The organism is Psychrobacter celer (assembly GCF_016107555.1).
Classification (GTDB): domain Bacteria; phylum Pseudomonadota; class Gammaproteobacteria; order Pseudomonadales; family Moraxellaceae; genus Psychrobacter; species Psychrobacter celer.
Genome location: NZ_JABASU010000031.1, coordinates 15,483 through 29,753 on the forward strand (window position 1 = coordinate 15,483; position 14,271 = coordinate 29,753).

The following is a 14,271-nucleotide window of genomic DNA, read 5'->3' on the forward strand; positions in this document are numbered from 1 at the left end:
ATAAAATGGACGATACCACGTGGCATCGTCCATTTTTTATGGCGGTTTGTTTTATCACCGAGAAGTATTTGGCGCTATTTTTTAGCCTGCTTGTCTTGCCAAGGATCTACCTGCCCGACAGTGACAATCAAAAAATCATCAGGCTGCAACGTATCGCGTAGGGTTTGATTGACGTCAGCGAGCTGTACTTGATCGATACGATTGACATAATCGTCTAGGTAGCTGTTTGGTAGTTGATAAAAGTTCATCATTCCCAGCAAACCATTGATGCCTGCATTGCTGGCAAAGCCCATCGGAAAGCTGTTTTTTAAGTTGTCTTTGGTCAGACGTATCTCGTCACTGGTAAGACCATTATCCAAAGTCTCTTGAATAACTGCTAAGCTTGCATCAATGGCTGCGCGCGCTTTGTCATTGCGGGTCGAAAACCCAATCTGATACGGGCCGCGTGTTAGCATCGGGTTCATAGCACCTGAGATACCATAGGTGTAGCCAAGGTTTTGTCTGATTTCAGTCATCAGGCGAGCGTTAAAATCACCCCCTGCCAATACGTCATTACCGATGGCAAAGTTGGTTTGCTGCTGCTGCTCTTTTGGATTGGTCGCGCGTTTGCTACCCAGTTGCCCCATTAGCACCGTGGTTTGTGTACTGGGAAAGGGTATATGAACATGCTTGGCTTGGGTGAGGGGCTTGGGTTCGGCAAGCTCAGGCGCAGGCTGACCGGAGGGCAGCGTGGTGGTAATGTCCTCAGCCAGTTTTTTTGCTTGCGCCAAGGTGAGGTTGCCCGTGATAGCAAGAGAGGCATTGGTCGCGACCAGATAGCGGTTTTTAAAATCGATAAGCTGCTGTTTGTCTATGTTTGGTACGGTCTCAAGGGTACCAACTGAAGGGTGCGCATAAGGATGATCGCCGTATAGTGCTTGACTAAACGCAATGCTCGCCAGACTGCCAGGGTCTTGTTTTTGCTGCTGTAAGCCGACCAGCAAGCGTGCTTTGTTTCGTGCCAATACTTCATCATTAAAGGCAGGCTCGGTGAGCATCTGTGTCATCAAGTCGGCAGCTGGCAATAAGTGCGCATCATCTGACAAGCTGCGTAGCGAGACAATAAACATATCTTTGTAGGCGCGGCTACTCAGATTGATGCCTAAGGTTTCAACGGCTCGTGTAAACGCTGTTTCATCCAAGCGCTTGGCACCTTGTGTCAGCATGGTGGCGGTCATATTGGCAATGCCAAAACCTTTTTTGCGTATGCTACTATCGCGGGCGCTACCGGCGTTAAAGCGTAGATCGATATCGACGATGGGCAGCGCGGTTGTTTGGACAAAGCGCACGGGCACACCGGCGCTGGTCGTAAATTGCTCAATCGCTGGGACAGTGACGGTCAAAGGCGTAGCATTATCCAAACTGCTGAGCTTAGATAAGGCGGCAATGGGCGCGCTGGTATCGACGATTGCAGTACTGCGATTTTCTTCTGTGGCTGTAGAGTCTGCTTGTGCTGGCATGACCAGTGTGGTCAGGCTCAATAATACCCCGATGCTAAGTGGTGACAGTTTATAGCTGAAGGGTCTTTTGATTACTTGCAATAAATCACTAGTATGGCTCATGGTTTTCTTCTTATTCATCATGTATTTGGCAGGCGACTGATTGAGGCTTATTTATCTGTAGCGTCTTGTTGTCCAAGCTTTTCTTGCACGGACTCTTTTCGCTCAGTCTCTTTGGGCGGTATGATATGCATCGCAGTCAAGTTGTTTTTTACCAGATACTTTTTGCTCGCCGCCTGAATGTCTTGTACTGTGATGTTATCAAGCTTGCTTGGTAGCTCGGCCAGCAGCCGATCGTCGAGCCCGATAGATTGTAGTGAGCCAATCATACGTGCTTGACCCTCCATACTATCTTGTGCGTAGATAAGGCCTGTGACGGTGTTGGTCTTAGCGCGACTGATTTCGTCGGTGGCGATGGGGTCGGTTTTTAGTTTTTCTATCTCATCTATAATGGCTTGCTGAGCTTGTGCTAAGCTGACGCCTTCGCGCGGTGTTGCTTGAATCAAAAACAACCCGTCACCGCGATCTAACAGATCATAGGACGTGCCGACTGTGGTCAGTAGACCCTGCTCACGTATCAAGCGGCTCTCTAGACGGGCAGAGAGGCCACCATCTAGGACGTCCTGAGCGAGCGAGAGCGCATAGGCTTGTTTTTCATCGTTTTTATCTACAGTCACAAGGCTTGGGACGTTGTAACCCATCAGCAAAACGGGTACTTGTACGGCTTGCTCAGAGTCGACTTTTTGGTAGCCGCGAAAGCCTGATTGTCTAACGGCTGGGCGTGTGGGTAGATGACTTGGCGTTAGCTGCCCAAAGTAGCGCTGCACCTGCGTAAATACATCTTTTGGCTGTACATCGCCGACGATGACTAACGTGGCGTTGTTTGGTGCATACCATGTTTTGTACCAGTCTTTTAAGTCAGGCAGCGTGATAGACGCCAGCTCATCCATGGGGCCGATGACCGACTCGCCCTTTGGACTATCAGGCAGCGCAAGCAAACGAAATGATTCGTAAGCTTTGGCAAGCGGATTGTCATCAGTACGCTGACGGCGCTCCTCCATCACTACCTGATGTTCTTTGTCAAACTCATCTGCATTGAATATAAGGTTTTTCATACGGTCAGCTTCTAGCTCAAGCGCTAGCGGAAAACGGTTGGCTGGGAACAGCTCGTAATAACCGGTGTAGTCGTAGCTGGTAAAGGCATTATTGATCCCGCCAAACTTGGCAATCAAGCGCTCAAAGTCATCGCTTGATACATCGCTTGTGCCTTTAAACATCATATGCTCAAGCAGATGCGAGATGCCCCCTTTATCGACCGGCTCGTCTGCCGAGCCAACGCGATACCAAACCTGTGTCATCACGACAGGAGCGCGGTGATCTTCTCTAATCACCACTTTTAAACCGTTTTTTAACTGGTACTCATGGCGGCCGGACATGTCCATACTCAAGGCCGATGCACTCTGAGAACGACTAGCGTATTGGGCGCCATTATCGGTATTTTGGCCTGCTTGGCTTTGCACTTCGCTAAGCGGTGTCGCCGCTGATGAAGGTGGGCTGATAGCACTGGTTTGGCAAGCACTTAGGGTTGTTGCCAACGCCAGCGCGCACGCGATGCGTAATGATAGAGCAGATAAAGGCGCAGAGGGTACAGACGATAAAAAGGGCAGTGACATGGTAGCTTCTACTTATATAAAATGGCAGCAAATAAACAGGCAAAAAACAATCAATCAGACGTGTGATTCATGGCGAAAAAGCACGCAGTTAGATAGACTTGTGCGCCCCAACCATGACGCTGGCAGTCGGCTTGATTTCTTGAGTCGTGCTACACCCAGTCATCGAGAAGGCGATGCTCGTCAATAATAATGCCGAACCGATGCTGGTGATTTTTTTGCTCAGGCGTTTATGATAAGAAAGTAGTGACATAATTGTTTCCAAAAATAATGATGAAAGATGACTGTGTTTGGATAAGGCAGTCTTTAAATAAGACTCTGTAGAGTAGGCGAAGTCTGAAAGATATAAGGTCGGATTTTTGTGTCCAAACCTTAAGCCAAACTTACTTGGCATCACGCCTGAATCCTCATACCCAAGGCATTTATCGATTGTCCGACATGGTAGGGCAGAGCGCACTTGTAATTATGCTAAACTAGACCAAAATAATCCGCCACGCTGGGATTCGTCGATAGCGAAAACGGATTACATACCAAACCATTTAGAATAATCAAATTATTGATAGCAACAACTTTTAGGGCAAGCTTATGAATAACCCAAATAATAGCAGTCGTGTGGTCATCAATCTAGATGGCGATCTAGACGATTTAGATGACGACGATATTACCTTACCCAGTCTGCCAGCGCAATCGGTGCCCATTATCGATGAGCCTGAACATCAAGATGAGCTTCACACAGCGCAGAAGGACACAACTGCGGTTACAAATGGCTCTTCGGCAGATAGTGCAGATAATGTCGCTTTAGGCGCGCCCATCGTGACGCTTGATGAGCAAGGTGACATCAGTCACACATCGACGACGCAGACTGAAATGGATGAGCACGAGGTCGATGATACTAAAGAGAGTGATAATAACACCAGTGATCACGCCGTATCAGCACCGCCGCAGCCTAAGCCAAGTACCGTTTCCACTATCCCGGCCATGCCATTGCAAGAAAAACTAGGCGATAGCCAAAGTGTTAGTGCTACTCGTACGCCTGCAGCCAGTCAGCCTACATCTGAAGCAGCAGAGGCGGTAGAAGACAAAAAGGCAGAAGACAAGAAAAAGGGCAGCTGGTTTAGCCGTATGAAAACGGGGCTAAGTAAGTCACGTAAAAACCTAGCCGAAGGCATGGTCAACATTCTGATCGGCGGCAAGGAGATCGATGACGAGCTGTTAGAAGAGGTCGAAGATCAACTACTGGTCGCTGATATCGGAGTCAATGCCACCAATCGTATCATCAAAAGTCTCACCGAGCAGACCGACCGTGGTGACTTGATTTATGCCCACTCCCTTTATAAAGCGCTACAAAATGAGCTGGTTGATATCTTAACACCAAAGGTTGCACCGCTGCTTATTGACACCAGCAAAAAACCCTTTGTTATTTTGGTGGTCGGCGTCAACGGTGTCGGAAAAACCACCACCATTGGTAAGCTTGCCAAGCGCCTACAAGGCGAGGGTAAATCTGTCATGCTCGCGGCAGGTGATACCTTCCGCGCGGCAGCCACCGAGCAGCTACAAATCTGGGGTGAGCGAAACGACATAGCAGTCGTGGCACAGGGTCATGGCTCTGACAGTGCGTCGGTGATTTTTGATGCCATGCAATCGGCCAAAGCCAAAAACATCGATGTGTTAATCGCTGATACGGCTGGGCGTTTGCAAAACAAGACTCATTTGATGGCGGAGCTTGAAAAGGTGGTGCGTGTCATGCGTAAAGCCGATCCTAGCGCGCCGCATGAAGGCATGATCGTCCTTGATGCAGGCACCGGACAAAACGCCATCAATCAAGTCGAGCTGTTTAATAAGGTTGTGCCATTGACTGGGATCACCGTCACCAAACTAGACGGTACGGCCAAAGGCGGAGTGGTCTTTAATATCGCTGAAACAACGGACGTGCCGATTCGCTATATCGGCGTGGGAGAGTCGATTGATGACTTGCGTGCCTTTAGTCCTAAGCAGTTTGTCGCCGCTTTATTTGAAACCGATGACAAAGCGTAGCACTGCTAGCATGATTTGGGTGAACAAGCAAAATAGTGATGACCCAAAACGAGTGAGCGTATCAGTAGGAGCAAGGAGGCATCATGATAGTCACTGAAGCGGTATTTGCATCGCACCGAGTCGCATTGATTGCGAATGGGCATGCGCAGGATACGCCTAGGTTGGTGGAGGTCAACTGGCTGCAAGCAGGGGACAGTTGGCACTCTTCAAAGTCCATTGCTAAGCTAAAAAAACATCATGGTCTTTGTGATAAAGACTTTAGCTTTATCGCAAAAAATAGCCTAAGCAAAACTAAGCCAGCTCAAGCGTTACTTATTGAAACCATCACACAGCTAACCGCGTACTTTAGCGGCGCGCGGCAGACCTTTGATTTGCCGCTAGACATGAGTCTGGGCACCGAGTTTCAGCAGCGGGTGTGGCAGGCTTTGCAAGGCATCGATTATGGTGAGGCCATCAGCTATGCTGAGCTCGCAAAGCGAGTGGGCAGCCCAAAAGGCTTTCGCGCGGTTGCCAATGCCAATAGCAAGAACCCTTTTAGTATTATCGTTCCTTGTCATCGAGTGATTGCGAGCGACGGTAAGCTTGGTGGCTATACAGGTGGATTAGATAAGAAGAAATATCTGCTAGCGCTTGAAGGGGTGAAGTGTAGAACGTAAAGATAAACATAACGCTTGAACTATTGAGTGATTGAACAGAAAAAAGCACCAAGCCATTGTCGGTTTGGTGCTTTTTTCTGGGGGTGTTCTTGCCAGTATTTAGTTATTAAGCTGGCTATCCTTCAAGCTGTGCCATGACGTCAGCGGAGAAGCTCACATTACTATAGACTTCTTGGACGTCGTCGATGTCTTCGAGCATGTCGATCATTTTCATGACCTTTTCGGCATCTTCGACGTTATCTATCTCAGCGGTGGTAGAGGGTGACATGGTCACTTCTGCATTGTCAGAGACCAAACCTGCGGCATTGAGCGCGTCTTTGACTTGACCAAAGCTTTCCCACTCGGTAATGACCATCAAGCTTTCGCCATTATTTTCGATATCTAAGGCACCAGCATCCAGCGCCGCCATCATGACCTCGTCCTCTAAGCTTGTATCATTAAAGGTAATCTCGCCGCGCTTGGTAAACAGATAAGCCACTGAGCCTGAGGTACCAAGATTGCCATCATATTTGGTAAAAGCATGACGGACTTCGCTGACGGTTCGATTGAGGTTGTCGGTCATGGTCTCGACCAATACCGCCACGCCGCCGACGCCATAGCCTTCGTAGCTGACTTCTTCCATGTTTTCGTTATCGCCGCCGCCTGTGCCGCGATCGACAGCGCGATTGATGGTATCGCGGGTCATGTTCACCGATAGACCCTTTTCGATAGCGGCACGTAAGCGAGGGTTTTTATCAGGATCAGGGTCACCTTGTTTGGCCGCTGAGACGATCTCACGAATCACTTTGGTGAATACTTTGCCTCTTACCGCATCCTGACGAGCTTTACGGTGTTTGATGTTTGCCCATTTTGAATGGCCTGCCATATGACATCCTTAAGTTTTGCGTGTTATTGGTTGAGCGAAAAAACGGTGAATAACAGCCATTTATTACTACATCATCTGTTTTTATTATATGATTGGTCTGTCTATTCAAGGTAGTAGAACTACTGGCACATGAACGATTTGTATGTCGTTGATAGTGCTTTTTTGTTACACTGTGGCAACTTATAGATTGTATTGATTGCTATAAGTGAGCAATATTATAAACCAGTTTTGTGTCTTTTGACCAACTTGCCCTTATCCTGCGTATTTTAATTCATTGGCAGCCTCTCGCCTTTGGGTTGATAGCGCTACTGACTCTATGATGTTACTGACTCTATGAAGCAACCAACCGCTGAAGCCATTACCCATTTGCGTAACCGCATTCATATTATTATCGAAGGGACTGATACCCGTTTGGGTAAGCTGTTTGATATTGTGTTGTTGATTGCGATTTTGGCGAGTGTGGCGGTGGTCATGCTCGACAGTGTGCTCTATATGCGCTTGCAGTATGGCATATTGTTTTTGTACGCAGAGTGGTTTTTTACCATTTTGTTCACCATTGAGTATGCGCTGAGATTGTTTTCAGCGCCTAATCGTTTGCGCTATGCCTTTAGTTTTTTTGGTATTGTCGATTTATTGTCGGTGTTACCAAGCTATCTAAGCTTGATGTTTGTCGGCGTCCAGTATCTGCTGGTGATACGTGTGTTGCGTATCTTACGTGTGTTTCGTGTCCTCAAGCTCAAGGCATATATGCAGCAAGCGGGATTTTTGGCCTCAGCGCTGCGCACCAGCCAACAAAAGATCACTGTGTTTTTCTTATCTTTGGTGCTGTTGGTGACGATTTTCGGCTCGATCATTTATGTGGTCGAGGGGCCGGAGAATGGTTTTACCAGTATTCCGCTGTCCATCTATTGGGCGGTTGTCACCATGACCACGGTCGGCTATGGTGATATGTCGCCCAAAACGCCGCTGGGTCAAGCCATTGCGACCATGGTCATGATTACAGGTTACTCTATTATTGCTGTGCCGACAGGGATTTTTACCTCGGAGCTGGCGCGTAATATGCGCCCGCAGCTCAACCCTGTGACCTGTCCAAACTGCGGTAAATTTGGTCATGCAGTCGGTGCCGATTTCTGCGATCGCTGCGGGCATGCGCTGCACATTTAGGGCGGGGAGGAAGTCAAAGCTTTATATAGTCATCGACGAGCGGTGATAAGTCGATAATCACGCCTAGGTTGACCAAGTTCCAATATTGGCCAGATACCGTTCGGTCCAGCATCATGGTCATCGCAGACGGCTGAAACTGACCAAAATACTTTAAGGAAGTGCGCATCTGTGTGATGACTTCATGATGTACTTGACTGTTGCCAAAATCAAAAGCGCCTTCATGATAAGGCGAAATGGATAAAGGTTTTAGCCCAATAGATAGCCACGTTTCATAAAACTCACCTGGGATGTGTTTGTCATCATCGCGGCGGATATCTAGGGCGATTAGGTCTTGCTCAAGCGCGGTGACATCACCTTTGATGGCATGCTGGGCAAAGCGCTTAAACAGCTGCACCTCACTGTCACTATAGCTACGAATGCCGCCAAAATCATAGGCGATGACGCTACCATCTTCCCGAAAGGCAAAGTTGCCAGGATGTGGGTCGCAGTGCATACGGTATAATTCAAACAGCTGGCCTGCGGTAAAATGAAACAAACGCTTGGCGATTTTTTGCTTGATATCATTATCCCATGTTGCCGCGACACTGAGCGTCTCGCCCATCTCTTCTGTCAGTGTCAAGATTCGCTTGGTTGAGTGGCTGCTGATGACCTTGGGAATAATAATACCCGTATCCTCTGCATGAAACGCCCCAAACACGCGCAGATTGTGCGCTTCTTTAATATAGTCTAGCTCATCGTGCAGGCTTTGGCGTATTTCATGAAAAAGCTGCTCTTGCAACTGTTTGCTCATATTGAGTACGCCGGCGATTTTAAGCGCCATACGCACTTGTTTGAGGTCACTGTCGCAGTTTTCATCGACATTGGGGTATTGAACCTTGACGACGACTCTTTGCCCCGATGGCAACACCGCTTTGTGTACTTGCCCGATGGAAGCGGCCGCAAACGGCGTCTCTTCGAATTCACTAAATAATTCTGCTACTGGTGCTTTTAGCTCGCGCTCAATCTGGGCGCGTATCTGAGTATATGGCATCGGCGGCGCGTCTTTTTGGAGTTTTTCTAGCGCCGTTGCCACCTCAGGTGGAAACACGTCTTTATATTGCGAGGCGATTTGTCCCACTTTCATCACCGCACCTTTCATCTCACCCAAGGTCTCAGCGATTTGAATCCCCACATCTTGCATCAGCTCTGAGCGGGCTTGCAGGCGCTTTTCTTCATCGCTTGATAGGTGTTTAAATGAGTTTTTAGCGGCTTTACCGGCGATGCTTGCTGTCATGCCAGCAAGTTTCATAAAGCGTTTTCCGGAGGTTTTTGCCATTCATATCACCTTGTAGGGGGTTGTGTGCTTATCTGTTATTTTATTATTTTAATCAAGTGATTGCTGTTTGACTAGTGTGCCAAAAGTAACCTTGTATGACGACTTTTTTAGCGAGCGCGTAAAACGCAGGCGTCTTTTAGTCATTGGCTGACCAAATAGGTATGGGTCAACCAGTAGTCAAGGGCCATCTGATACCCTTGCTGTCCCAAACCGCAGATCACACCCACCGCGATATCGCTTAAGTAAGAATGCTGGCGAAAAGGCTCACGCGCATGAATATTGGATAAATGTACCTCGATAAAGGGCTTTTGGGTGGCCAATAGTGCATCACGTAGGGCAACGGAGGTATGGGTAAAGGCGGCAGGGTTGATGATGATCGCATCAACTTGCGCCGCTGGATCGGCAAGCAGTCCGTAGTGCTGGATATCGTCCACGAGTTGGCCTTCGTGGTTGGATTGGATGCATATCAGTTCAACGCCATGCTCGGCGGCGTGAGCGATCAAACGTTTTTCAATCTCTGCCAGTGTGGTGTGCCCATATATTTCAGGCTCACGTTTGCCGAGTAAGTTTAGATTGACGCCGTTGACCAGCAATAATTTATAAGAAAGCGTGTTTGAACGATTGGCCTCAAGAGAGTGGACGGCGGCGACAGAAGGAGTGGTGGACATAGTGGTCTCTTTGGTTATCAAATCGGTTAATCATACCAGCTTAGGTCGCGGACGATAAAAAAATTACGGCAAAAATGTCTCTTATTGGCAAAAAGCAAGTTAAAAGTCTTTATGTTGCTAAAAACCCGTGCTATGATATTTTTTATGCAACAATTCTTGCAAGTTTGTTGCTATTGCCGTTTGTTACTATCGATAGGATAAGCCTACTCAAAGGCTGAGCTTAAAGATAGTGGTTAGAACAGTACTCTTAAGTTTTTGATTTCACAATCTTAGACCCCGTTTATATGCAATGTTGCAAAGGAAGTTGGGGCTAAGCGGACTTTTTTAGGAAGTAATATTATGTCAGCTCGTGAGCAAGGTATCGTTAAGTGGTTTAATGACTCAAAAGGCTTTGGTTTCATTCAACGTGACAGCGGAGAAGACATTTTTGTCCATTTCCGTGCGATTCAAGGTGATGGCTATCGTTCTTTAAAAGATGGCGAAAAGGTTGAGTTCAGTGTGGTAGAAGGTGAAAAAGGCCTTCAGGCTGAAGAAGTCAGAAAAATGGAAGAGTAATCTATCCAGTCATTACGGCGGTTTCGCTATAATGTCTGTACAAACTACTGATATACTACTGAGTCAAGCCCGTCTGGTCTTACCTATGCTAAAAAATCGGCATATTAGGTAAGATACGATGTCGGGCTTGGCTTTTTTGTGCTTACGCGATGCGCTGTATATGGGCTGTCAAATATAGGGTCTTAAGAGGATGGCGAGTGAGTCATTCATCAGCGATTAGCCTCTCATTATTTATAATAAGTTATTTGTCTAAAAGGATATTTTTTTTGAGTAATTTCAAGAAGTTTACGGATTTACCGTTATCAAATCCGACCCTACGTGCCGTCAGTGATTTGGGTTTTACCGAGCTGACACCTATTCAAGCAAAGATACTGCCGCATACTTTGGCCAATCAAGACGCAATCGGCCAAGCCCAAACAGGGACAGGGAAGACGGCCACGTTTTTATTGACCATTATGGAAGCGTTGTTAAAACGGCCTTTTGCTAGTGACGAAGAGCGTTATTTGGGAGAGCCGCGTGCGGTAGTGATGGCACCGACACGCGAGCTTGCTCAGCAGATATTTGATGACTGTATTGCCTTGACCAAATACACCTCACTGCATAGCGTCTGTATCATGGGTGGCACCAATTACGAAACCCAGCAGCATGAGCTTGAGCGTCAGTACGTGGATATTTTGGTAGCGACGCCAGGGCGTCTGATTGATCTTGCCAATAAAGGCATGGTGTTTTTGGATCGCGTTGAGGTGTTGGTGCTCGATGAAGCAGACCGTATGCTGGATATGGGATTTATCCCCGACATCAAGCGGTTGGTCGGGCGCATGCCTGCCAATACTGATCGTCAGAGTCTTCTTTTTTCCGCGACCTTCAACCAAGATGTGATGAACTTGGCGTATCGCTGGCTGCATGAGCCGCAGTTTGTTGAGATCGAGCCTGAGCACAAAACCAGTGAGCTGGTCGATCAGCACTTTTATCTATTGACAGAAGATCAAAAGCTGGCGGCCTTGCAGCGCATTATTAGTGATAGCGATGTCGAAAAAGTTATCGTATTTGCCAATCGCAAAGATCAAGTAAAACGCCTCTATCATAAGCTGCGCCAATCTAATAAAGTCGTCATGCTATCGGGTGATGTGATTCAGCAAAAACGCGAGAAGTATTTGCAGCGTTTTAAAGACGGTCATGCTGCTATTTTGGTCGCCACAGACGTCGCAGGTCGCGGGATTCATGTCGATGATATCAGCCATGTGGTCAACTATACCTTGCCTGATCAACCAGATGATTATGTACACCGTATTGGCCGTACTGGCCGTGCTGGACAGACAGGCATTAGTATTAGCTTTGTCAGCGAAGATGATGCGTTCAATATCCCAGCATTAGAAAAGCATCTGGATACAAAATTTGCGCTAGAGCAGTGGCAAGAGTAGGGCGATATGTATCGTCTAGACTCGGGCATGCCCTTATTTTTAACCCATTTAGGTGACTAGCAATTAAATTAAGGACACGCCCTAATACAAAAAGCCCTTAATCTCAGTAATGAGGTTAAGGGCTTTTGGCTAAAGTGTCTTAGTAAAATACGATGATATCGAAATCAAGACGCGCCTTAGCTGTCGATACTTTTGTATGTATGATGTCTACGAAGACGGCTCGTGGTGTGCATGATGACTCATGGCGTCATCACTCATATCATGCATACTATGATCGACTGTGCTATCCATTGCTGGCGTCATATCATGATCCATCTGGCTCATATCATGATGACCTGTGCTGTCTGCATCAGACATCATCGCCGAGTGACTACCATGATCCATTTGCCCATGGCCACCGCCGTGTCCACCGTGCATATTTGCCATGACCATAGGGATAGCAACGACAGCCAAGCCAGACAGCACCATGATTGCGCCATTGAGCTGTCTTAGATGAAAGCGGCCAATTTTTTCACGTAACCAGCCGACTGTCTCATGGGTGGCGACCAGCATCGGCACCGTGCCAAGACCAAAGACAAACATCAACGCTGCACCGCCCAAAGGATTGTGAGCGACCACCGCGATGAGTAGGGCGCCATATACCAAACCGCAAGGCAAAAAGCCCCAAAGTAGACCAGCTGTCAATGCACGTGGAAAGGTATTTAGGGGAAAGACCTTTTGGCGTAGCGGGCTGAGATATTGCCAAAAGCGCATACCAAAGCGCTCAAGCTTATTTAAAAAAGGCGCGCCAAGCATGGTCACACCAACAAAGACCAATACTGAGCCCAATAAAATACGTGGCAAGCTATTGCCTTTCATAAGTGGCTCTAACACCGTCGTACCGATAAATCCTGCCAGCAAACCTAACAGTGCATAACTGCTCAGACGACCAAAATGATAAGTAAAGACAAGAGCGCGGCGCTTGGCTGGGCTAATATCTTTCATCGACAATCCAAAAGCAGTCACCAGTCCGCCGCACATACCCAAGCAATGCGGTGAGCCAAAAAATCCCATTAGTAATGCCGCAACAAGTAACGCTGTGGTCATAGGGTAACTCCTAAAAATAGTAAAAAGTTGGTCTAATGATATGACACGGCTGATCGTCAAATAGCACCATATCAAAGGACTACCAGCCGTGTATGACTAACGCCTTAATTGTTCAAAGTTTATCGCGGTCTTGTGGTTGCACCGATACGCTATCTGAATCATCAGTCTGCTGATGGGTAGTGGCGCGCTCATGAGTCTGCATGGTTTGGCGGCGCTCTTGCCGATCATCTAAAATGATGCGCTGAGAGGCATTGTCTAAATCCTCAAATTGATTGGATTTGACCGCATAACGCACCGCCCAAATGGCAACCACAAACAGCATCAGACTTAATGGAATTAATAAAAATATACTGAGCATGGTAGGTCTCTTTTCTAGCAGTTTCTGCTCTTATTATACACTCATTGACCCTACTAGTGGCTGGACAGCTGCCAACTAATAAGCAAGTATGGTCGAATCCAAATAAATCAAATACTCGGAGATTGGTTGCTTAGAGCTTGGAGACATCGCTATCAAGTCATCCAATGAAACGTGATATCGTTTTTATCATCCATCGCCGTAAAACCACGTCCTTCTAGGGCGTGAATATCAGGCGTCATCTGTTGTCACCTAAGATTGAACATGCCTTGATAACCAACTGCATTAAGATCATAATTAATCCATGAAAACGCTCAAGCTACGCATCAAAGACAAACATGCCACTCAGCTCAATATCTTGGCTGGGTCGGTTAACTTTGTCTGGAATTACGTCAATGAGCTTAGTTTTAAACATTTACAGAGTACAGGCAAATTCTTTTCAGCCTATGATTTGGCCGCTTATACCAAAGGTAGTGGCGAGTATTTAAACTTGCACAGCCAAACCTTGCAAGCGATTAGTGAGGTTCACGCTAAATCCCGTAAACAATTCAAAAAAGCCAAACTCAACTGGCGCACCAACAACCCAAAGGCCAAGAGAAGAAGCTTGGGCTGGATTCCTTTTAAAAAGACAGCCGTAAAACACCTATCAACTCGTCAATCAGGCAAGACAAGCCTTAAATCTACCATTCAGCTAAGCCTCGCTAAGGGTAAAAAACTAATCATTGATATGTGGGACAGCTATAACCTCTCCCTCTACAACATCAACACTTGCGAATTGGTACAAGACAATCGGGGCCACTGGTATGCTTGTATTACCGTCAAAGAATTTCCAAAGATTAAGTGCGGTACTGGCCAAGTCGGTATTGATCTAGGTTGCAAAGATTCAGCGGTCAGTAGTGATGGTGATGTTCTAACCACTAAGCTGACCCATCAATACGCCGAAA

The 14,271-nt window shown here is 47.2% G+C and carries 14 protein-coding genes; 6 read left to right on the top strand and 8 right to left on the bottom strand.

Annotation, left to right across the window (positions count from 1 at the left end; all coding sequences use genetic code 11):
• Positions 1-74: 74 nt before the first annotated feature.
• From JFC05_RS11645 to JFC05_RS11655, 3 genes are all read right to left on the bottom strand, one after another.
• Entirely contained in the window at positions 75-1,601 is a 1,527-nt protein-coding gene (locus JFC05_RS11645) for a M16 family metallopeptidase (RefSeq protein ID WP_227697542.1), read from the bottom strand.
• A gap of 47 nt (positions 1,602-1,648) precedes the next feature.
• The gene (locus JFC05_RS11650) at positions 1,649-3,211 is read right to left on the bottom strand and encodes a M16 family metallopeptidase (protein ID WP_198336989.1); all 1,563 of its coding nucleotides are present in this window, start codon (positions 3,209-3,211) and stop codon (positions 1,649-1,651) included.
• Positions 3,212-3,299: 88 nt separating this feature from the next.
• Positions 3,300-3,461 carry a hypothetical protein gene (locus JFC05_RS11655; protein ID WP_158676722.1) on the bottom strand — a complete coding sequence of 54 codons (162 nt, stop codon included), beginning with the start codon at positions 3,459-3,461 and terminating at the stop codon, positions 3,300-3,302.
• An 869-nt stretch (positions 3,462-4,330) separates the two neighbouring features.
• Here JFC05_RS11655 and ftsY point away from each other — a divergent pair.
• The gene (gene ftsY / locus JFC05_RS12815) at positions 4,331-5,242 is read left to right on the top strand and encodes a signal recognition particle-docking protein FtsY (protein ID WP_211181174.1); all 912 of its coding nucleotides are present in this window, start codon (positions 4,331-4,333) and stop codon (positions 5,240-5,242) included.
• A gap of 83 nt (positions 5,243-5,325) precedes the next feature.
• The gene (locus tag JFC05_RS11665) at positions 5,326-5,898 is read left to right on the top strand and encodes a methylated-DNA--[protein]-cysteine S-methyltransferase (RefSeq protein ID WP_198336991.1); all 573 of its coding nucleotides are present in this window, start codon (positions 5,326-5,328) and stop codon (positions 5,896-5,898) included.
• 115 nt (positions 5,899-6,013) lie between these two features.
• On the opposite strand, the gene JFC05_RS11670 is transcribed toward JFC05_RS11665, so the two are convergent.
• Positions 6,014-6,763 carry a YebC/PmpR family DNA-binding transcriptional regulator gene (locus JFC05_RS11670; RefSeq protein WP_198336992.1) on the bottom strand — a complete coding sequence of 250 codons (750 nt, stop codon included), beginning with the start codon at positions 6,761-6,763 and terminating at the stop codon, positions 6,014-6,016.
• Positions 6,764-7,096: 333 nt separating this feature from the next.
• On the opposite strand from JFC05_RS11670, the gene JFC05_RS11675 reads away from it, so the two are divergent.
• Positions 7,097-7,927, top strand: coding sequence for an ion transporter (locus tag JFC05_RS11675; protein ID WP_075100939.1), 831 nt, complete (start codon positions 7,097-7,099; stop codon positions 7,925-7,927).
• 13 nt (positions 7,928-7,940) lie between these two features.
• On the opposite strand, the gene JFC05_RS11680 is transcribed toward JFC05_RS11675, so the two are convergent.
• The gene (locus JFC05_RS11680; protein ID WP_192992923.1) at positions 7,941-9,242 is read right to left on the bottom strand and encodes an ABC1 kinase family protein; all 1,302 of its coding nucleotides are present in this window, start codon (positions 9,240-9,242) and stop codon (positions 7,941-7,943) included.
• Between the two features lie 140 nt (positions 9,243-9,382).
• On the bottom strand, positions 9,383-9,910 hold the full coding sequence (gene aroQ, locus JFC05_RS11685; RefSeq protein ID WP_192992922.1) for a type II 3-dehydroquinate dehydratase: 528 nt from the start codon (positions 9,908-9,910) through the stop codon (positions 9,383-9,385).
• Between the two features lie 339 nt (positions 9,911-10,249).
• Here aroQ and JFC05_RS11690 point away from each other — a divergent pair, with 339 nt between their 5' ends.
• Both JFC05_RS11690 and JFC05_RS11695 read left to right on the top strand, forming a co-directional pair.
• Positions 10,250-10,465: a cold-shock protein gene (locus JFC05_RS11690; RefSeq protein WP_075100936.1), complete on the top strand. Its 216-nt coding sequence runs from the start codon at positions 10,250-10,252 to the stop codon at positions 10,463-10,465.
• Between the two features lie 266 nt (positions 10,466-10,731).
• Complete coding sequence (locus JFC05_RS11695) at positions 10,732-11,886, top strand: DEAD/DEAH box helicase (protein ID WP_198336993.1); 1,155 nt, start codon at positions 10,732-10,734, stop codon at positions 11,884-11,886.
• Positions 11,887-12,093: 207 nt separating this feature from the next.
• On the opposite strand, the gene JFC05_RS11700 is transcribed toward JFC05_RS11695, so the two are convergent.
• Positions 12,094-12,972, bottom strand: coding sequence for a sulfite exporter TauE/SafE family protein (locus JFC05_RS11700; RefSeq protein ID WP_192992919.1), 879 nt, complete (start codon positions 12,970-12,972; stop codon positions 12,094-12,096).
• A 112-nt stretch (positions 12,973-13,084) separates the two neighbouring features.
• Positions 13,085-13,330, bottom strand: coding sequence for a cbb3-type cytochrome oxidase assembly protein CcoS (ccoS, locus tag JFC05_RS11705; RefSeq protein ID WP_100749694.1), 246 nt, complete (start codon positions 13,328-13,330; stop codon positions 13,085-13,087).
• A gap of 301 nt (positions 13,331-13,631) precedes the next feature.
• Here ccoS and JFC05_RS11710 point away from each other — a divergent pair.
• A partial coding sequence (locus JFC05_RS11710) for a transposase (RefSeq protein ID WP_276529568.1) occupies positions 13,632-14,271 on the top strand: 640 nt, incomplete at its 3' end.

Bases quoted from the DNA above. Each gene is read 5' to 3' on its own strand.
- JFC05_RS11645 (WP_227697542.1), bottom strand. From the start codon at position 1,601: ATGAGCCATACTAGTGATTTATTGCAAGTAATCAAAAGACCCTTCAGC.
- JFC05_RS11650 (WP_198336989.1), bottom strand. From the start codon at position 3,211: ATGTCACTGCCCTTTTTATCGTCTGTACCCTCTGCGCCTTTATCTGCT.
- JFC05_RS11655 (WP_158676722.1), bottom strand. From the start codon at position 3,461: ATGTCACTACTTTCTTATCATAAACGCCTGAGCAAAAAAATCACCAGC.
- ftsY (WP_211181174.1), top strand. From the start codon at position 4,331: ATGAAAACGGGGCTAAGTAAGTCACGTAAAAACCTAGCCGAAGGCATG.
- JFC05_RS11665 (WP_198336991.1), top strand. From the start codon at position 5,326: ATGATAGTCACTGAAGCGGTATTTGCATCGCACCGAGTCGCATTGATT.
- JFC05_RS11670 (WP_198336992.1), bottom strand. From the start codon at position 6,763: ATGGCAGGCCATTCAAAATGGGCAAACATCAAACACCGTAAAGCTCGT.
- JFC05_RS11675 (WP_075100939.1), top strand. From the start codon at position 7,097: ATGAAGCAACCAACCGCTGAAGCCATTACCCATTTGCGTAACCGCATT.
- JFC05_RS11680 (WP_192992923.1), bottom strand. From the start codon at position 9,242: ATGGCAAAAACCTCCGGAAAACGCTTTATGAAACTTGCTGGCATGACA.
- aroQ (WP_192992922.1), bottom strand. From the start codon at position 9,910: ATGTCCACCACTCCTTCTGTCGCCGCCGTCCACTCTCTTGAGGCCAAT.
- JFC05_RS11690 (WP_075100936.1), top strand. From the start codon at position 10,250: ATGTCAGCTCGTGAGCAAGGTATCGTTAAGTGGTTTAATGACTCAAAA.
- JFC05_RS11700 (WP_192992919.1), bottom strand. From the start codon at position 12,972: ATGACCACAGCGTTACTTGTTGCGGCATTACTAATGGGATTTTTTGGC.
- ccoS (WP_100749694.1), bottom strand. From the start codon at position 13,330: ATGCTCAGTATATTTTTATTAATTCCATTAAGTCTGATGCTGTTTGTG.